The following is a 17,390-nucleotide window of genomic DNA, read 5'->3' as shown; positions in this document are numbered from 1 at the left end:
CGGGGAACACCACATGAACCAACCATTCCAGGGCAAAGTCGCCGCCGTCACGGGATCGGCCTCGGGCATCGGCCGGGCGAGTGCCGAGGCCATGCTGGCCGGCGGTGCGCGGGTCGTGCTGATCGACCGTGACGCGGCTGGACTCGCGGCGATGCAGGCGCGGCATGGCGATGCGGCCATCCCGCTGCAGCTCGACCTGCTGGACCCGGCGCAGTGCAAGACGCTGGTGCCGCGGGTGCTCGCACTCGCTGGCCGGCTCGACATCCTGCACGCCAACGCGGGCCTGTACGTCGGCGGCGATCTGGTGGACGCGGACACCGACGCCATCGACCGGATGCTGCACCTGAACATCAACGTCGTGATGAAAAACGTCCGCGACGCGCTGCCGCACATGATCGAACGCGGCTCGGGCGACATCCTCGTCACCAGCTCGCTGGCCGCCCATTACCCGACGCCGTGGGAGCCCGTCTACGCCTCGTCGAAGTGGGCAATCGACTGCTTCGTGCAGACGACGCGCCGGCAGGTGTTCAAGCACGGCATCCGCGTCGGCGCCATCTCGCCGGGGCCGGTGATGACGGGCCTGCTCGCCGACTGGCCGGCCGACAAGCTCGCCGAGGCGCGGGCGTCCGGCAGCCTGCTGGATCCGGCCGAGGTCGGCGAGGTCATCACCTTCATGCTGACCCGGCCGCGTGGCATGACGATCCGCGATGTCGTGATGATGCCCAGCAACTTCGATCTCTGACCTTCCCCGTACAACCTTCACCGACACGACGCCCACCATGAACGTCATCCTGCACCTCGGCCTGGGTTCGTTCCACCGCGCCCACCTGGCCGTCTACCTGCACGAGCTGATCAAGACCGGCGACACCGCGTGGCAACTCGCTGGCGGCAACACCCGCCCCGACATGGCCGAGACGATCGCCGCGCTGCAAGCCCAGGGCGGCGCCTACACGCTGGAGACGATCTCCCCGGCGGGCGAACACCGCTACGAGCGTGTCACCTCGATCCGCCAGGTCATTCCGTACACGCCCGACCTCGCCGGTCTGGTCGCGCAAGGCGCCAGCGCCGACACGAAGATCATCTCCTTCACCGTTACCGAGGCCGGCTACTACCTCGATGCGCAGAACCGCCTCGACCTCGCCACCTTCGCTGACTTGCGTGCCGATCTCGACGCGGCGCGTGCCGGTCATCCCGGCTCGACGATCTACGGCGCGCTGACCGCGATCCTGCGGGCGCGCATGGTCAGCGGCGCGGGCGCGGTGACGCTGCTCAACTGCGACAACCTGCGCCACAACGGCGACCGCTCGCGGGGTGGCCTGCTGCAGTTCATCGAACTCGTCGGCGACACCGCGCTGCTCGACTGGGTGCAGGCCAACACCACCAGCCCGAACGCGATGGTGGACCGCATCACACCGCGTCCGACCCCCGATGTGCGCGAGCGCGTGCTGGCGGCGACTGGCGTGGACGACCCGGCTGCGCTGATGGGCGAGAGCTTCATCCAGTGGGTCATCGAGGACCGTTTCATCGCCGGCCGCCCCGCGTGGGAGACCGTCGGCGTCGAGATGGTGCAGTCGGTGGATGCGTACGAGGAAGCCAAGATCCGCCTGCTCAACGCGACGCACTCCTGCATCGCCTGGGCCGGCACGCTGGTCGGTTACCTCTACATCCACGAGGGCACACACGACCCGGCGATCCGCAAGTTCGCTTTCGACTACGTCACCGACGACACCATCCCGGTGCTCGACACGCCCGAACACCCTTGTCCGATCCACCTGCCGACCTACCGCGACGTGGTGCTCGACCGCTTCGGCAACCCCGCCATCCGCGACACCAACCAGCGCGTGGCGATGGACGGCTTCAGCAAGATCCCCGGCTTCATCGCGCCGACGATCCGCGAGCGGCTGGCCCGCGGCGAGACCATCGACAGCGTGGCGGTGCTGCCGGCGCTGTTCCTGGCCTACCTGCAGCGCTGGCACGCCGGGCAGATTCCGTACACCTACCAGGACCAGGCGATGGACCCGGCGGTGGCGCACGCGGTCTGCGACGCGGCGGACCCGGTCGCGGCTTTCTGCGCCGACCGGCCGCTGTGGGGCGATCTGGCGGGCGATGCGCGGCTGGTCGCGGCGGTGCGCGGGGCCAGCGAGCGGGTCGCGCGCTTCGTGGCCGACCACACCGCAAGCGCAGGACACCCCACCGATTAAGCTCAGGGCCATGCCCGCCAAGCCCCGCACCGTCCCCCGCCAGATCAAGCCCGAGCTGGAGCACGACTACGCCCGCTCGCCCGACCTGGGCTACGAGGCGCCGGGGGAGGCCGGGTTCATCCGCTGTCTGGCGCACGGTTTCCCGACGCCGCTGGCGCGCTGGCACTACCACGACGAGTACGAGCTGCACCTGATCACCAGCACCTCGGGCAAGGTGTTCGTCGGCGACTGGATCGGCCAGTTCCAGCCCGGCCACCTCGTGCTGACCGGGCCGCGCCTGCCGCACAACTGGCTGTCGATGGACCTGCCCGAAGGCGGCGTGGCCGAGCGTGACCTCGTGATCCAGTTCCACCACGAGCCGCTGACCCGCTCGGCGGCGACGATCCCCGAGCTGGCCGAGGTGCTGCCGCTGCTGGAGCGGGCGCGCCATGGCATCGAATTCTTCGGCATGGGCGAAAGCGCCCGGCAGCACTGGCACCGCGTCAAGGCGGGCCGCGGGCTGCGGCGCTTCACGGCGTTCTGCGACTTCCTGTGCGACCTCTCGGCCAGCACCGACTACCGGCTGCTGTCGAACGTGCAGATGCAGAGCATCGACGACGACGACTCGCTCGACCAGATCGACGCCGTGGTCAGCCGCATCACCGACAACCTCTCGCAGCCCTTCTCGGCGGCCGACATCGCCGTCGAACTCGGCATGAGCGAGAGCCGCTTCAGCCGCTTCTTCCGGCGTGCGACCGGCAATACCTTCACCGACTTCGTCAACCGCGTGCGCATCAACCGCGCCTGCCAGTTGCTGATGGAGTCCGACCGGCTGATCACCCACATCTGCTACGAAGTCGGCTTCAACAACGTCGCCAACTTCAACCGCCGCTTCCTGGAAATCAAGGGCATGACGCCGAGCGAGTTCCGCAAGCAGGCGGACAACCGCTTCGGAACCACCGCATGTACCTAGGCATCGATCTCGGCACGTCCGAAGTCAAGTTCCTGCTGCTCGACGCGCAGCACCAGATCCACGCCGTCGTCGGCGAGCCGCTGACCGTGCAGCGCCCGCAGCCGCTGTGGAGCGAGCAGTCGCCCGGCGAGTGGTGGGCGGCGACGGAGCGGGCGATGCAGCGGCTGAAGGCCGAGCACGGGGCGGCGCTGGCGCAGGTGCGTGCGATCGGGCTGTCCGGGCAGATGCACGGGGCGGTGCTGATGGATGCGGCCGGTGAGGTGCTGCGGCCGGCGATCCTGTGGAACGACGGGCGCAGCGGGGCGGAGTGTGCGGAGCTGGAGGCGGCGTGTCCGCGGCTGCACGCCATCGCCGGCAATCTGGCGATGCCGGGGTTCACGGCGCCGAAGCTGCTGTGGGTCCGCAAGCATGAGCCGGACCTGTTCGCCCGCACGGCGACCGTGCTGCTGCCCAAGGACTGGCTGCGCTTCATGCTGACCGGCGAGCGCGTCGGCGAGATGAGCGACGCGGCGGGGACGCTGTGGCTCGATGTCGCGGCGCGGCGCTGGTCGCCCGAAGTGCTCGCCGCGTGTGGGATGAGCGAAGCGCAGATGCCACGGCTGGTCGAGGGCAGCGAGGTGTCGGGGGTGCTCAAGGCGGAGTTGGCCGAGCGCTGGGGCTTGCCGGCGGGCGTGGTCATCGCGGGCGGCGGCGGCGACAACGCGGCGAGCGCGGTCGGCATCGGCGCGGTGCGGCCGGGCGAGGGCTTTGTCTCGCTGGGCACGTCGGGCGTGATCTTCCTGACCAGCGACCGCTTCCGCCCGAACCCGGCCAGCGCGATGCACGCCTTCTGCCACGCGCTGCCCGGCACCTGGCACCAGATGAGCGTGATGCTCAGCGCCGCCAACGGCCTGCGCTGGGTCACGCACCTCGTCGGCGCGGCAAGCGAGGCGGCGCTGCTCGAACAGGTCGCACAACTGACGCCGCAGCAGCGCGAACGCGCCCCGCTGTTCCTGCCCTACCTCAACGGCGAGCGCACACCACACAACAACCCGCACGCGCAGGGCTGCTTCTTCGGCTTGACCAACGACCACGACGCGGCGGCGTTGGGCTACGCGGTGGTCGAGGGCGTGACCTTCGGGCTGCTGGACGGGTGGCACAGCCTGGGTGTGCAGCCGGGCGAGGTGGCGAGCCTGTCGCTGGTCGGCGGCGGGGCGCGCAGCGCGCTGTGGGCGCAACTGCTGGCGAGCGCGATCGGGGTACCGATGGTGACGCGGCACGGTGGTGAGGCCGGCGGGGCGCTGGGGGCGGCGCGGCTGGCTTGGCTCGCGGATGGCGGGGCGGTGGACGAGGTCTGCCGGGCGCCGGAGGTGGCGGCGACGTTTGCGCCGGATGCGGGGGAGGCGGAGGTGCTGGCGGGCCGGTATGCGCGGTTCAGGGCGCTGTATCGGGCGGTCGAGGGCTTGTTTCCTGCGGCTTGACGCGCCGTGCTCCGAACCACCTCACCGTCATGGGATGAACTCACAAGGCACCCACTGCTCGCCAAGTTTGATTGCATCGAATGTCATCTGGCATGTTCCGTAAGTTGAAAAACTGCAGCATATGCGGTGATCTCGGGGGCTTTTGAGCCATTTTCCGTGGGTATCGACGCAGCACTCGCCCTGCTCGAAGGTCGTACAGGACACTGAATATTCCCATTCGGAATAAACCCATTTTATTCCAATCAAGAATAAGATGCCCCCATGAAGCACCTCCTGCGCACCACCTACCAGATCGGCCAGTTGCTGCAATCGGCCCGCAAGCGCGCCGGCTGGTCGCAGACCGAACTGGCCGTGCGGATCAACCTGAGCCAGTCGCGGCTGTCGAAGCTGGAGCAGAACCCGGGGTCGATGACGGTCGAGCAACTGCTGGCGCTGTGCGGGAGCCTCGGGCTGGACCTGACCTTGCAGGTGCGCGGGACGGATGAGCCGGCGACCCCGGCCGAGTGGTGAGCAGGCCGAGGTGAGGTGACGCATGGCCCGCCGATCCCAATCCCAGGCACTGTCGATCTGGTCCAATGGCGAGCGGGTGGGCACCTGGCGCCTGCCGGCGAACGGCCCGATGGAACTCCGCTACGACGCGGCCTGGATGGCCTCGCCCCAAGGTCGGCCGCTCTCGCTGTCCCTGCCGTTCCGGGCGGATGACGCACCGCATGCCGGCGAGCAGGTCGGCCACTACTTCGAGAACCTGCTGCCCGACAGCGACGAGATCCGCAAGCGTCTGGCAAGCAAGTTCAGAACGGCGTCGATCGGTGCGTTCGATCTGCTGCAAGCGATTGGGCGCGATTGTGTCGGCGCGGTGCAGTTGCTGCCCGAAGACGACACCCCGACCGGCTTCGACCGGATCGAGGGCACGGTCCTGGATGACGCGGCGGTCGAGCAGTACCTGAGCCGTGTCGTGGCGCCTGCCGCCTTGAGGATGCACGACGCCGACGAAGACGACTTCCGACTGTCGCTCGCGGGCGCACAGGAAAAGACCGCGCTGCTCCGGCACGACGGCCAGTGGCTGCGCCCGCACGGCGCCACGCCGACCACCCACATCCTGAAACTCCCGCTCGGGCTGGTGGGCAACAGCCGGGTGGATCTGTCGTCCTCGGTCGAGAACGAATGGCTGTGCCTGAACCTGCTGCGCGAGTACGGCCTGCCGGTGCCTTCGTGCGAGATCCTGACCTTCGGGACACGGCGGGTGCTGAGCGTCGAGCGGTTCGACCGGCGCCTGCACCCGTCTGGGCAATGGTGGCTGCGGCTGCCGCAGGAGGATTTCTGTCAGGCGCTGGGCTTGTCGCCACACCTGAAATACGAATCAGATGGTGGCCCCGGCGTGCGCGACCTCGCGCAGATCCTGCGCCAGTCCGACGAGTCCGCACGCGACATCGAGACGCTGCTCACGGCGCAGCTCCTGTTCTGGCTGCTCGCCGCGCCGGACGGCCACGCCAAGAACTTCAGCCTGCACCTGCTGCCCGGCGGGCGCTACCGGCTGGCGCCGCTGTACGACGTGATGTCAATCTGGCCCGTCGAAGGCGCGGGGCCGAACCAGTGGTCGTGGCACAAGGCCCGGCTGGCGATGGCGGTGGTGGGCAAGCGCCGGCACTACCATTTCAAGGAGGTGCAGCGGCGGCACTTCAACGCGATGGCGCAGCACTGCGGGCACGGGCGCGATGCCGAGGCCGTGATCGAGCGGGTGCTGGCAGCGACCGCTGACGTGGTCGATCGGGTCGGTGCGCGACTGCCGATCGGGTTTTCGGCGCGCGTGTTCGAATCGGTGACGCAGGGGCTGGTGCGGACGGCGGCGGCGCTACGACGGATGCCGGCACGGTGAGCCGCCCTCACGCACCGCCTCGCTGCTGATGCCCCGTTACCGACCGTCACGCCACCCACCGACGCCACCCACGACTGGACCGTCAAGATCGACGCCACCGGCCTGCAGCCCGCCACGCGCTATTGGTACCGCTTCAAGGTCGGCACGCAGGTCTCGCCCGTCGGCCGCGCCCGCACGCTGCCGGTCGGCGCGGTCGGGCAGGTGCGGCTGGCGGTGTTCTCCTGCGCGCATTACGGGGCGGGTTACTTCAACGTCTACGCCGCCGCTGCGCAGCGCGAAGACCTGGACGCGGTGCTGCACCTCGGCGACTACCTCTACGAATATGGCCGCGACGGCTACGCCAACGAACAGGCCGCCGCACTCGGCCGCCTCGTCCTGCCGGCGACCGAGCTGCTGACCCTGGCCGACTACCGCCAGCGCCACGCCCAGGTCCGCACCGACGCCGACCTGCAGGTTCTGCACGCCTCGGTGGCGATGATCGCGGTGTGGGACGACCACGAGATTGCCAACGACACCTGGCGCGCAGGGGCCGACAACCACACCGCCGCCACCGAAGGCGCCTTCACCACCCGCCGCGCCGCCGCCGTGCAGGCGTGGCACGAGTGGCTGCCCGTGCGCAGCGGCGCGGACCGGCTGTCGATGCACATGCTCGACCCCCGCGTGCTCGCCCGCGACCAGCAGCTCGACTACGCCAACTTCCTCACCGCCACCGGCTTGAACGCCGCCGCCTTCACCTCCCGGCGCCGATCCTGCTGGACGCGCTGGTGCCGGGCTCGGGCGTCAGCGTCTCGGGCTACGCGGCGATCGTCCAGAAAGCCGCCGGTCGAGTGCCGTGCCGACTGGGTGTACGTCAGCACGGTGGCGTCGCGGACGTACACGGTGGTGTCGGACAAGGCGCTGCGGGTGCTGCCGGGGGTGGGGAACCGGAAGGTGGTGGTCTGACCCTGGCGTGCGTGCGTGGACGACCGATGGCGCGCGGGTCGTGGCACAGTGCAAGACACACCCTGTGCCACCAGACGTGAGGAGTCGCCATGAAGTCCATCCATCACCTGCGCTGCGCAGCGCTGTGCCTGCTCGGCATGGCGGGTCTGGTGCATGCGCAGTTCGACCCGGCCAAGGTCTTGCGCGAGCCCTCCGCAGTCGCGGCGCGCTTTCCCGACCCCGCCGTGTCGTACCCGACGCCAAGCCTGCGCTCGGACCGTACGGATTTCGCTTCGCACGCCGAGGTGCTGGCCTTCCTGGACGAGACGGCCAGGACTTCTGGCGGCCGTGTGCAGATCGAGACCATCGGCCACTCGCAGAAGGGACTGCCAGTGCCGCTCGCCGTGCTGACTGCGCGTGGACGACCCGACCCGGCACTGCCGACGGTAATGGTCATCGCCCAGCAGCATGGCAACGAGCCGGCCAGCGGGGAGGCTGCGCTCGCGCTGGTGCAGCAATTGGCCGGGCCGAGGGCGGCGCTGTTGTCCCGCGTGAACGTGCTGGTCGTGCCACGCGGCAACGCCGACGGCGCCGAACGCTTCGCCCGCGCCACCGCCAACGGCATCGACGTGAACCGCGACCACCTGCTGCTGCGGACACCGGAGGCGCGGGCGATCGCCGCGGCCACGCTGAAGTACGCGCCGCAGGTGGTGCTAGATCTGCATGAGTTCACCGTGGCGGGTCGCTGGGTGGACAAGTTCGGCGTGATGCAGCAGTACGACGCACTGGTGCAGCCCGCGACCGTCGGCAACCTGGACCCGCAGATCGCCGCGACTGCCCAGCGCGACCACGTCGATCGCATCACCGCCGCGTGGACACGCGCCGGCCTGAACAGCTTCGCCTACCACACGACCTCGCCGGACCCGCGTGACCCAGTGGTCTCGATGGGCGGCGTGCAGGCGGACACGGGGCGCAACACCAGTGGCTTGCGCCCGGCGATCAGCCTGCTGATCGAGGTGCGGGGCGTGGGGCTGGGCCGTGCGCACCTGCTCCGGCGGGTCCACACGGCCGTGATCGCCGGCCTGACCGTCGTCGAGACGGCGGCCGAGCAAGGCGGCGCGCTGGTGCAGCTCGTGCGCACGGCGGGGGCGGATACCGGCGCGCTGGCCTGTCGGGGCGAGCTGGTCGTGTCGGCGCGCCACAGCACGACGCGCCAGCGGATGGTCTTCGTCGATGCGGTCACCGGGGCCGACAAGGCGATCGAGGTGGACTGGCGCGCGGCCGAGCCGCTGGACGTGCAGCGCCGCCGCGCCCGGCCCTGCGGCTACCTGATCGCCGCCGAGCAGACCGAGGCGCTGGAGCGGCTGCGGCTGCTGGGCGTGCGGATGCAGCCGATCGATCAGGCGGCGCGCTGGTCCGTCGAGGGCTACCGCGTGCTGGAAGAGTCGGGCGGCCGGCGACAGGACGCGCGCGGAGCCATCGACGATGGTGAAGGCGGGGCCATCCGTCTGCTCGACGTGGCGCTCGAACCCGAGCAGAAGGTGGCCGCGCCCGGCGCCTGGTACGTCGGCCTGGACCAGCCGATGGGTGCGCTGATCGCCGCGGCGCTCGAACCCGATTCGCAGAACAGCTTCGCGGCCAATCGGCTGCTCGACCCGGCACGTCTCTGGCGCGTCCTCCAGGCGCCACCAGCGGGTGCGATGGCGTCACCCGCCCGACCCTAGGCGGCTGGCAACAACGCGCTCAGGCCGAGCGCCACTTCTCCGCCAGCGCATCCGCCCCCGCGATCAGCAGGTGCAGATCCGTCCCCACGCCCACCAGCGTCGCGCCCCGGGCGATGTAGTGCTCCGCCTTGCCATCGGCCGCCAGGATGCCCACCGCCTTGCCAGCGGCGCGCCCCGTGTCGATGGCCTGCGCGATGGCGGCCTGCACCTCGGGATGGCCAGCGTTGCCCCGGTGGCCGAGGCTGGCGGCGAGGTCCGACGGGCCGATGAACACGGCGTCGATGCCCGGCACGGCGCAGATGTCCGCCAGTGCGTCCAGCGCCTCGCGGGACTCGATCTGCACGATCACGCCGATCTCGTCGTTGGCCCGCGCCAGGAAGTCCTTGCGCCGCAGCCAGCCGCCGGCGCGGGTGCTGCTGGCGACACCGCGCTGGCCGTCCGGCGCGAAGCGGGTCCACGAGACCACCTCGCGGGCTTCCTCGACGCTGCGGATGTTGGGCACCATCAGATTCGGTGCGCCAGCGTCGAGCACGCGCTTGATCCAGGCCATGTCGTGGATCGGCACCCGCACGATCGGCGCCACCGGCGTGCTGCGCAGCGCGAGCAGTTGCTCGCCGATGACATGCAGGTCGCTGGGCGTGTGCTCCATGTCGAGCAGCAGCCAGTCGAAGCCCGAGCCGGCCAGCACTTCGACGATCGGCGCATGGGCGAAGTTGACCCACAGCCCGAGCAGCCGCTCGCCGGCCACCAGGGCGCGCTTGAAGGTGTTGTCGGGCAGGGTGTGGGTGATCTGGTGCATGGAATGTCTCCTCAGAGCACGGCGGCGTAGAGCGCGCGCATGTCGTCGCGGCCCATCGGGCGCGGGTTGTTGTTCAGCAGGCGGGTGACCTTGGCGGCGCCGGCCACCAGCGCGTCGAGGTCGTCCTCGGTCACGCCGAGGTCGCGCAGGCGGGTGGTGATGCCGAGGTCGGCGTTGAGCTGCGCCAGCGCCTGCACGAAGGCATCGGCCGCGTCCAAGTCGGACAGGCCTTGCACCGGCAGGTCCATCGCCCGTGCCATCGCGGCGAAACGCGCCTCGCTGCCGATGCGGTTGAAGGCCATCACGGCCGGCAGCAGCATCGCGTTCGACAGCCCGTGCGGCACCCGGTAGCGCCCGCCGAGCGGATAGGCCAGCGCGTGGACGGCGGTGGTGCTGGACGTGGCGATGCAGACGCCGCCGTAGTACGAACCCAGCAGCATGTCCTGCCGCGCCGCCACGTCCTGCCCGTCGGCGAAGGCGCGGCGCAGGCTGCGGCTGATCAGGCGGATGGCCTCCAGGGCGTAGAGGTCGCTGAAGACGTTCTGCTTCTTCGAGGTGTAGCACTCGATGGCGTGGCACAGCGCGTCGATGCCGGTGTGCGCCGTCACCATCGGCGGCAGCGTGCGCGTCAGCAGCGGGTCGAGCAGCACCAGATCCGGCAGCAGGTGCGGGCTGACGATGCCGATCTTCAGCGCGTCCTCGGGGACCAGGAGGATCGAGTTCGGCGTGGCCTCGGCGCCGGTGCCGGCGGTGGTCGGCACCATCACCGTCGGCAGGCCGCGACCGGGCACCGGCGTGCCGGTCAGCAGCGCCCGCACGGCAACCGGATGCGCCAGCAGCACCGCCAGCGCCTTGGCCACGTCGATGGCACTGCCGCCGCCCACGCCGACCACGAGGTCGATCGGGCCTGCCGACTGTGCCGCCGCCAACGCGGCTTCGACATCGGCCACCACAGGTTCGGGCGGCACCGGGTCAAGCGCGACGACGGCTGTGCCCGCCGTTTCCAGCGCCTCACGCACGGCCAGCAGGCCAGGGTCTTGCGTGACGTGGCGGCCCAGCACCAGCAGCAGCCGCTGCGGGCGCCACTGCGCGATCAGCTCGGGCAGTTGCAACAGGCAGCCGGCCCCGGCGACGACGCGGCCGGCCTGGTGCAGCACGGCCGGGAGAGTGGTGAGAGAAGAGGCGATGGCGGTCATGTCGAGGAAGGCAGGTTCGCATCGGCGGGCAGCGTCGCCACCCAGGTTTCGTCGCACTGCACATGGCGGATGTGCTGGCGGTGGTGCGTGTAGGCGACGTGGAGGCGACCGTCGGCGCGCTGGTGGATCGAGGGGTAGGACAGCTCGCGGTTGCGCTGCTCGGCCGAGTTGTTGGTCATGCAGTAGCCGTCGCCCGTCTCCAGGTCGCGGCGCATCGGCCACGTCTGCCCGTCGTCATCGGACAGCATCAGCGCCATCGGCGCACGCGGCGTGCCCCAGAACGCGAGGCGGTGGCCGGTCGTCCCGGCACCAGCCTCGGGCAGCGGATTCACGGCATCGTCCTCGGACTCGATCTCGTCATACAGCGACACGCGGCGCTCCTGCGCGTGTTCGGCGCCGACCGGGTTGCACACCATCGCCAGCCGACCGGACGCCAGCCGGATCACCTGGATCGACGAGTTGTTGTTCGGCACCAAAGTGGGCTGCGGTGCGCTCCAGGTCTCGCCGCCGTCGTGCGACGCGCTGCGGTACACGCGGTCAGCCCAGCGGCTGCGGTAGAAGGCGAGCAGGTGGTCCGGGTTGTCCTGGCTTTGGCTGCCCGCCACGACGTTCATGTGGACGCAGCCCTGGCTGTCCGGCACGGCGCGGGTCTCCCACGTCCGGCCCTGGTCGTGGCTGAGGTAGAGCACGCTGTCGTCGTCGTCACCGCTCCAGCGCAGCCCGGGCAAGGCGCGGCAGCGGAACACCGGCAGCAGCCACGCCCCGTCGCGCCGCACCACCGGCGGCTGGCGCACGAACAGCCCGCTGCCGGGCAGCAGGTCACGCGGCGCGTCCCACGTCCGGCCGCCGTCCTTTGACGTGCGGCAGCGCACGACGGCCGTGTCCTGGTGACCGGCGCGCTGTGCGGTGTGGATCAGCCAGAGGCGGCCGTCCGGGGTGCCAGTGGCGTCGAACAGGATCGGGTTCTGCTCGGAGCGGGCCTCGTCGAAGCTCAGCCGCTCGGGTGTGCTCCACCATGTACCTGCACCGAGGGCCAGCCGCGAGAACCACACGCAGATGTCCGACAGCCCCTCCTGCGTGCCGCCGAACCAGACGCAGCCAAGGCCCCCGTCCGGCAGCGTCGCGAGGTTGGCCGCGTGACTCTGCACGCCCGACGCCGGCAGGTCCAGCACCGCGCCAGCACGCACCAGATCGGGGTGCAGCCCGTGGATCGGCGCGTTCATGCCCGTGCCTTTCGACCCTCGATGAGCTGCTGCGCGTAGCGGATCGCGTCGATCAGGCTGTCCGCGGTCGCCACGCCCTTGCCGGCGATGTCGAACGCCGTGCCGTGGTCCACCGAGGTGCGCAGGATCGGCAGGCCGAGCGTGATGTTCACGCCGCTGATCGCCTGCCACTGCCCCGTCGCCGGATCGACGTGGAAGCCGAGCAGCTTGACCGGGATGTGCCCCTGGTCGTGGAACATCGCCACCACCGCGTCGAACTGGCCGGCGCGCAGCTTGATGAACACCGTGTCGCCCGGCCACGGCCCGCTCATCGCCTCGCCGCGGGCCTGGTACGCGCGGATCACGGGTGCAATCACGGCGTCGTCCTCCTTGCCCAGCACGCCGTTTTCGCCCGCGTGCGGGTTCAGGCCGCAGACCGCCACGCGCGGCTGCGCGAACCCGAGCGTGCGCAGCGCGTCCAGCGTCACGTCGAACACCCGCTCCAGCCGCTGCGGCGTCACCCGGCCCGGCACGCTGGCCAGGGCGCAGTGCGTCGTGACGTGGGTGACGCGCATGTTCTCGTGCGCCAGCATCATCACGGCGTCGCGCTGGCCGGTCAGGTGGGCGAGCAGCTCGGTGTGGCCTTCGAACGCATGGCCGGCGAGGTGCAGCGCCTCCTTCGACAGCGGGCCGGTGACGATGGCATCCGCCTCGCCCGCCTGCACGAGTTCGACCGCCCGCACCACCGCCCGGTACGCCCACTCGCCGCCCGCCGCGCCGACCTCGCCGGTCTGCCAGGGCGCGTCCACCGGGCCGGGGTCGTCCAGTTGGTACAGCGTCGGGTCAGGCGGCAGGCCCATCTGCGCCTCGGCCTGCCGCAGCGCGTCGCCGCAGCCGCAGACGGTCAGCACCAGTTCGCCGGACCGCACGGCGGACTGCAACTGCCGCGCCGCCTTGGCGATGATCTCGGGGCCGATGCCGGCCGGGTCGCCCATCGTCAGGACCAGTCGGGTGGGGGTGCTCATGTCGTGTGTGTCCTCTGGGGTCAGTCGGCCTTGATGTTGGCGGTCTTGATGAGCTGCGCGATGCGGGCATGCTCGATCGGCACCAGCCTGGCGAGTTCGGCGGCGTCGCCACTGGCGGTGGTCACGCCCACGCCACGCAGCTTGTCCACCACCTCGGGGTTCTTCAGCGCGGTCTGCAGCGCGCCCGAGAGTTTGGCCACCACGTCCTTGGGCGTCTTGGCCGGCGCGAACATGCCGTACCAGGCGCTGAACTGCCACTGCGGGAAGCCGGCTTCGGCGAAGGTGGGTACGCCGGGCAGGTCGGGCGTGCGCTGCGGCAGGCCGATCGCGATCGCGCGGATCTTGCCGCCCTTGATCTGGCCCATCGCGGCCGTGGTGGTGTCGAAGATGACGTGCAGGCGCCCGCCGATCAGGTCCAGCGTGTGCGCACTGCCGCCCTTGTACGGGACATGGGTCATCTTGGTGCCGGTGATTTCGGTGAAGATCTCGCCGGCCAGATGCAACGGCGAGCCATTGCCCGACGAGCCGTACATCACCGAGCCGGGGTTCTTCTTGTCGGCGTCCACCAAGTCCTTGAGCGTCTTGTAGGGCGAATCGGGGTTGACGGTGGCGACGATGGGCGCCTGGCCGATCAGGCCGATCGCCTCGAAATCCGTCAGCGGGTTGTAGTCGGCCTTGATCAGGTTGGGGCTGGCAGCGTGCGTGGCCAGACCGCCCACCAGCACGGTGTAGCCGTCGGGTGCGGCCTTGGCCACGGCGTTGGCGCCGAGCAGTGCCGCTGCGCCGGGCTTGTTGTCCACGATGACCTGGGTGCCCAGGGCCTCGCCCATCTTCTGGCCGATCAGGCGGCCGAGCATGTCGTTGGCGCCGCCGGGCGGATAGGGCACGACGACGGTGATCGGCCTGGACGGGAAGGCCGCCTGCGCCAAGGCGGTCAGCGGCGTCACGGCACAGGCCAGTGCTGCCAGGCAAAGGGCGCGGCGGGTGGAACGATGATCGGTCATGGTGTGTCTCCTCGTTGTGGGGTTCAAGGTTCCAACATGCTGCACAAACTTCCACAAAACTTCAATAGGTGTCACAACCATTCCTTCAAACCTTCCACCGACCTACCATCCCCGACCATGTCCATGACTTCCGAAGCTCCTTCCTCTGTCCTGACGGTCGTCTCGCTGCTGCCGGCGCAGCGTCGGCAACGCATCGTCGATTTCCTGCGCCGCCACGGCGCCGTCACGCTGACGCAACTGGAGCAGGCGCTGGACGTGTCGATCTCGACGCTCCGCCGCGACCTTGACGCGCTGGCGGCGGAAGGCGTGATCGACCGCACCCACGGCGGCGCGCTGCTGCGCCAGCAGGGCTACACCGCGTTCGAGCCGGACTCGGTGGCCTCGTCCGAGCTGTCGCCCCGCGAGAAGCGCGCCATCGGGGCGGCGGCGGCCGCGACCTTGCAGCCATACCAGAGCGTCATCTTCGACAGCGGCAGCACGGTGCTCGAAGCCGCCCGCGCCGCCGTGCAGCGCGGCATCCCGTTCACGGCGGTCACCAACGACCTGGCGATCGCGCAGGTGCTCGGCAGCAGCGCGCAGGTGCAGGTCCACGTCTTCGGCGGCCACTTGCGCCCCGGCAGCCAGACGCTCGTCGGCGACGCGCTGATCGAGTCGGCGCGGGCGATCCAGGCCGACGTGCTGCTGTGCGGTGCCCACGCAATCACCGAGGGCGTCATCACCGAGACCTCGCCCGAGGTGGCCGCCGTCAAGCGGGCGCTGATGCGGGCGGCGGTCTGCCGGCGGCTGCTGGTGGATGCGTCCAAGTTCCGGCCGCGCACCTTCATGCAGGTCGCCACGCTGGCCGAGGTCGAGGAGGTCATCTGCGACGACGGACTGGCCACCGAGGAAGCCGAGCGCATCCGCACGCTGGGCAAGCGGTTGACGCTGGTGTCGGTGCCACAGTGACCCCTGCTGCACTGCGCCTGCTGGCCGACGACCTGACCGGGGCGCTGGACAGTGCGGCGGCGTTCGGGGCGGGGGTGCCGGTGCATCTGGACCGTCCCGGCGCGGTGAACGCGGGCGCGGCCGTGCAAGTGGTCGCCACGGCCACGCGGGACGTGCAGGCCGATGAACTGCCTGCGTTGCTCGGTGACTGCGTGCCCTGGCTGGCCGGTGCGGGGCTGGCGTTCAAGAAGGTGGACAGCCTGCTGCGCGGCAACACGCTGGACGAGGTGCGCTGGCTGGCGGCGGCGGGGGGCTTTCGGCGCGTGGTGTTCGCGCCGGCCTTTCCGGCGCAGGGGCGCTACACGCTGGGCGGCCGGCTGGCCGTGGCGCCGCCCGGTGGCTCGGTGGATCAGGCCGAAGCGCGAGGCCAGGATCTGCGCGAGGCGCTGCAGGCAGGTGCATGGCCGGCTGGTTGCACGCTGGAGTTGCCCGAGGTGCGTTCGCAGGCGGATCTGGCCCGGCTCGTTGCCCGGCCCGCACGGCGTGAAACCGACACCGGGCCGACGCTGTGGTGCGGGAGCGCGGGGCTGGCGGCTGCGCTGGCGGATGCAGCGTCGAAGGAAGGCCGGGAGGGGGGCCAGGCAGTCCGCAGACCTCCCAATCCCGGCCCCGTCTGGGTCATCGGCGCGAGCCACCAACCCGTCACGCGCCGCCAGTGGGCACATGCCATGGCCGCGCACCCGGACGCCGTGACCGTCCGCCACGGCGACGCCGCCGAGTTCGACCAGGCGCTGACCCGGCTGGCTGGCGACGCCGCACGCCCCGCACTGGCGCTGCTCGACCTGTCGCCACTGACCCCGCTCATGCCGGCCGAGGCCGCCACGCTGCTGCACGCGCAAGTGCAGCGGCTGGCCGCGTTGCCGCAAGGCCCCGCCCGCCTGCTCGTGCTCGGCGGCGACACGGCGCAGGCGCTGGTGCGCGCCACCGGCGTCGATCACCTCGTGTCCGGCCAACCGGTGCGGCCCGGCTGGGGCCAGGCGAGCTGGGTCGGCGGGCGCTGGGACGGGCTGTGGATGGACTGCCGCTCCGGTGCCTTCGGCGGCGGCGACGACCTGCTGGCGGCGCTGGGCCTGTGACCTGGACCCAGCGTGTGCCGGCCCAGCCCGACATGCCCACGGTGGGCGAGACGGTGCCGGGCTATGCGTTCTATAGCTGGTACGGCCTGTGGGGTCCGGCGGGTCGGCCGGCGGCCATTGCCCAGCGCCTGAACGCCGAGGTCAACAAGGCGCTCGCCACCGACATGAAGGACAAGCTGATCCAGCAGGGCCTCGTGCTCACGCCGGGCAGCATCGCCGACTTCACGAAGTTCCAGGCCGATGACATGGCGGTGTCGGCCCGCATCATCCGCGAGGGCAACATCCGTGCCGAATGAGTCCACCGAGCAAGCCGAAGCGGTTGTTACCGGGGCCAGCTCCGGCATCGGCCATGCCATCGCCCGGATGCTGCTCAATGGCGGCTGGCGGGTCTGCGGGCTGAGCCGCAGCGCACCGGCCGATCTGGCGGCGCACCCGGTGTGTTGCGGGTCGGGCCGCTGGGGGCGTTGCAGCCCGAGGACGGCGAACGGCATGTGGCGCCTGCATGTCGCGGCGGCCGAATGCCTGGCCGATGCGCTGGTGCCGGCGATGGCGCAGCGGGGCCACGGCCGCGTCGTGCTGGGTCGCGCAGGGCAAGGCCGGACGCAGCCAGTACGCGGCGACCAAGGCGGCGCTGGTGGTGCTGGCGCGGCGCTGGGCGGCGGAGGTGGTGGGGCAGGGCGTGACGGTCAACGTCGTGTCCCCGGCCGCCACCGACACCGCGATGCTGGCCGACCCGGCCCGCCGCAGCACCTCGCCGGTGCTGCCCCCGATCGGCCGGCTGATCCGCCCGGAGGAAGTCGCAGCGCTGGTGGCGTTCCTGCTGTCGCCGATGGGGGCGGCCATCACGGGGCAGGAGCTGCAGGTGTGCGGGGGGGCGTCGCTGCCGCGCTGAAAGAAAGTGAAGCTGGTTTGACGGCGTTCCGAGTGAGATCTACCATTGGTCATGACCCAACCCGCCCCCAGCACCGCT

Annotated in this window: 15 protein-coding genes and 2 pseudogenes; 12 read left to right on the top strand and 5 right to left on the bottom strand. The window is 70.7% G+C overall.

Annotation, left to right across the window (positions count from 1 at the left end; genetic code table 11):
* The first annotated feature begins 13 nt into the window (after window positions 1-13).
* The 8 genes from RMP06_RS09120 to RMP06_RS09085 all read left to right on the top strand — a co-directional run bounded on the left by RMP06_RS09120 (window position 14) and on the right by RMP06_RS09085 (window position 9,134).
* Window positions 14-742, top strand: a complete 729-nt coding sequence (locus tag RMP06_RS09120; RefSeq protein ID WP_310461461.1) for an SDR family oxidoreductase — start codon at window positions 14-16, stop codon at window positions 740-742.
* A gap of 37 nt (window positions 743-779) precedes the next feature.
* A complete protein-coding gene (gene dalD / locus RMP06_RS09115; RefSeq protein WP_310461460.1) occupies window positions 780-2,201 on the top strand; it encodes a D-arabinitol 4-dehydrogenase in 1,422 nt (473 codons plus the stop codon).
* A 10-nt stretch (window positions 2,202-2,211) separates the two neighbouring features.
* On the top strand, window positions 2,212-3,153 hold the full coding sequence (locus tag RMP06_RS09110; protein ID WP_310461459.1) for an AraC family transcriptional regulator: 942 nt from the start codon (window positions 2,212-2,214) through the stop codon (window positions 3,151-3,153).
* A complete protein-coding gene (xylB, locus tag RMP06_RS09105; protein ID WP_310461458.1) occupies window positions 3,144-4,613 on the top strand; it encodes a xylulokinase in 1,470 nt (489 codons plus the stop codon). The genes RMP06_RS09110 and xylB overlap by 10 nt, the downstream gene beginning before the upstream one ends.
* Window positions 4,614-4,874: 261 nt before the next feature.
* Window positions 4,875-5,123, top strand: coding sequence for a helix-turn-helix domain-containing protein (locus RMP06_RS09100; RefSeq protein WP_310461457.1), 249 nt, complete (start codon window positions 4,875-4,877; stop codon window positions 5,121-5,123).
* Between the two features lie 22 nt (window positions 5,124-5,145).
* Window positions 5,146-6,489, top strand: coding sequence for a type II toxin-antitoxin system HipA family toxin (locus RMP06_RS09095; protein ID WP_310461456.1), 1,344 nt, complete (start codon window positions 5,146-5,148; stop codon window positions 6,487-6,489).
* 213 nt (window positions 6,490-6,702) lie between these two features.
* Complete coding sequence (locus RMP06_RS09090) at window positions 6,703-7,431, top strand: alkaline phosphatase D family protein (protein ID WP_310461455.1); 729 nt, start codon at window positions 6,703-6,705, stop codon at window positions 7,429-7,431.
* Between the two features lie 89 nt (window positions 7,432-7,520).
* Window positions 7,521-9,134, top strand: a complete 1,614-nt coding sequence (locus tag RMP06_RS09085) for a M14 family zinc carboxypeptidase (RefSeq protein WP_310461454.1) — start codon at window positions 7,521-7,523, stop codon at window positions 9,132-9,134.
* 19 nt (window positions 9,135-9,153) lie between these two features.
* On the opposite strand, the gene RMP06_RS09080 is transcribed toward RMP06_RS09085, so the two are convergent.
* The 5 genes from RMP06_RS09080 to RMP06_RS09060 are packed head-to-tail and all read right to left on the bottom strand — an operon-like array spanning window position 9,154 to window position 14,360.
* Window positions 9,154-9,933, bottom strand: a complete 780-nt coding sequence (locus RMP06_RS09080; protein WP_310461453.1) for an HpcH/HpaI aldolase family protein — start codon at window positions 9,931-9,933, stop codon at window positions 9,154-9,156.
* A gap of 11 nt (window positions 9,934-9,944) precedes the next feature.
* Window positions 9,945-11,129 carry an iron-containing alcohol dehydrogenase gene (locus RMP06_RS09075; protein ID WP_310461452.1) on the bottom strand — a complete coding sequence of 395 codons (1,185 nt, stop codon included), beginning with the start codon at window positions 11,127-11,129 and terminating at the stop codon, window positions 9,945-9,947.
* Window positions 11,126-12,352, bottom strand: coding sequence for a sialidase family protein (locus tag RMP06_RS09070; protein WP_310461451.1), 1,227 nt, complete (start codon window positions 12,350-12,352; stop codon window positions 11,126-11,128). Before RMP06_RS09070 ends, RMP06_RS09075 begins: the two co-directional genes overlap by 4 nt.
* A complete protein-coding gene (pdxA, locus tag RMP06_RS09065; protein ID WP_310461450.1) occupies window positions 12,349-13,356 on the bottom strand; it encodes a 4-hydroxythreonine-4-phosphate dehydrogenase PdxA in 1,008 nt (335 codons plus the stop codon). The genes RMP06_RS09070 and pdxA overlap by 4 nt, the downstream gene beginning before the upstream one ends.
* 20 nt (window positions 13,357-13,376) lie before the next feature.
* The gene (locus RMP06_RS09060; RefSeq protein ID WP_310461449.1) at window positions 13,377-14,360 is read right to left on the bottom strand and encodes a Bug family tripartite tricarboxylate transporter substrate binding protein; all 984 of its coding nucleotides are present in this window, start codon (window positions 14,358-14,360) and stop codon (window positions 13,377-13,379) included.
* A gap of 117 nt (window positions 14,361-14,477) precedes the next feature.
* On the opposite strand from RMP06_RS09060, the gene RMP06_RS09055 reads away from it, so the two are divergent.
* The 4 genes and pseudogenes from RMP06_RS09055 (at window position 14,478) to RMP06_RS09040 (ending at window position 17,312) form a co-directional block, all read left to right on the top strand.
* Complete coding sequence (locus tag RMP06_RS09055) at window positions 14,478-15,305, top strand: DeoR/GlpR family DNA-binding transcription regulator (RefSeq protein WP_310461448.1); 828 nt, start codon at window positions 14,478-14,480, stop codon at window positions 15,303-15,305.
* On the top strand, window positions 15,302-16,420 hold the full coding sequence (locus RMP06_RS09050; protein WP_310461447.1) for a four-carbon acid sugar kinase family protein: 1,119 nt from the start codon (window positions 15,302-15,304) through the stop codon (window positions 16,418-16,420). Before RMP06_RS09055 ends, RMP06_RS09050 begins: the two co-directional genes overlap by 4 nt.
* Window positions 16,417-16,716: pseudogene (locus tag RMP06_RS09045) on the top strand (tripartite tricarboxylate transporter substrate-binding protein); the annotation flags it as partial. The gene RMP06_RS09050 and the pseudogene RMP06_RS09045, both read left to right, overlap by 4 nt.
* A pseudogene (locus RMP06_RS09040) lies at window positions 16,661-17,312 on the top strand (SDR family NAD(P)-dependent oxidoreductase). The pseudogenes RMP06_RS09045 and RMP06_RS09040, both read left to right, overlap by 56 nt.
* The last annotated feature ends 78 nt before the right edge of the window (window positions 17,313-17,390 follow it).

The organism is Sphaerotilus sp. (genome assembly GCF_031429695.1).
Lineage (GTDB): Bacteria > Pseudomonadota > Gammaproteobacteria > Burkholderiales > Burkholderiaceae_C > Sphaerotilus.
The sequence above is the reverse complement of the archived record's forward strand: the minus strand, read 5'-3'. Positions and strand labels throughout refer to the sequence as shown.

Excerpts from the sequence above, each read along its gene's own strand:
- RMP06_RS09120 (WP_310461461.1), top strand. The coding sequence starts at position 14 with ATGAACCAACCATTCCAGGGCAAAGTCGCCGCCGTCACGGGATCGGCC.
- dalD (WP_310461460.1), top strand. The coding sequence starts at position 780 with ATGAACGTCATCCTGCACCTCGGCCTGGGTTCGTTCCACCGCGCCCAC.
- RMP06_RS09110 (WP_310461459.1), top strand. The coding sequence starts at position 2,212 with ATGCCCGCCAAGCCCCGCACCGTCCCCCGCCAGATCAAGCCCGAGCTG.
- xylB (WP_310461458.1), top strand. The coding sequence starts at position 3,144 with ATGTACCTAGGCATCGATCTCGGCACGTCCGAAGTCAAGTTCCTGCTG.
- RMP06_RS09100 (WP_310461457.1), top strand. The coding sequence starts at position 4,875 with ATGAAGCACCTCCTGCGCACCACCTACCAGATCGGCCAGTTGCTGCAA.
- RMP06_RS09095 (WP_310461456.1), top strand. The coding sequence starts at position 5,146 with ATGGCCCGCCGATCCCAATCCCAGGCACTGTCGATCTGGTCCAATGGC.
- RMP06_RS09085 (WP_310461454.1), top strand. The coding sequence starts at position 7,521 with ATGAAGTCCATCCATCACCTGCGCTGCGCAGCGCTGTGCCTGCTCGGC.
- RMP06_RS09080 (WP_310461453.1), bottom strand. The coding sequence starts at position 9,933 with ATGCACCAGATCACCCACACCCTGCCCGACAACACCTTCAAGCGCGCC.
- RMP06_RS09075 (WP_310461452.1), bottom strand. The coding sequence starts at position 11,129 with ATGACCGCCATCGCCTCTTCTCTCACCACTCTCCCGGCCGTGCTGCAC.
- RMP06_RS09070 (WP_310461451.1), bottom strand. The coding sequence starts at position 12,352 with ATGAACGCGCCGATCCACGGGCTGCACCCCGATCTGGTGCGTGCTGGC.
- pdxA (WP_310461450.1), bottom strand. The coding sequence starts at position 13,356 with ATGAGCACCCCCACCCGACTGGTCCTGACGATGGGCGACCCGGCCGGC.
- RMP06_RS09060 (WP_310461449.1), bottom strand. The coding sequence starts at position 14,360 with ATGACCGATCATCGTTCCACCCGCCGCGCCCTTTGCCTGGCAGCACTG.
- RMP06_RS09055 (WP_310461448.1), top strand. The coding sequence starts at position 14,478 with ATGTCCATGACTTCCGAAGCTCCTTCCTCTGTCCTGACGGTCGTCTCG.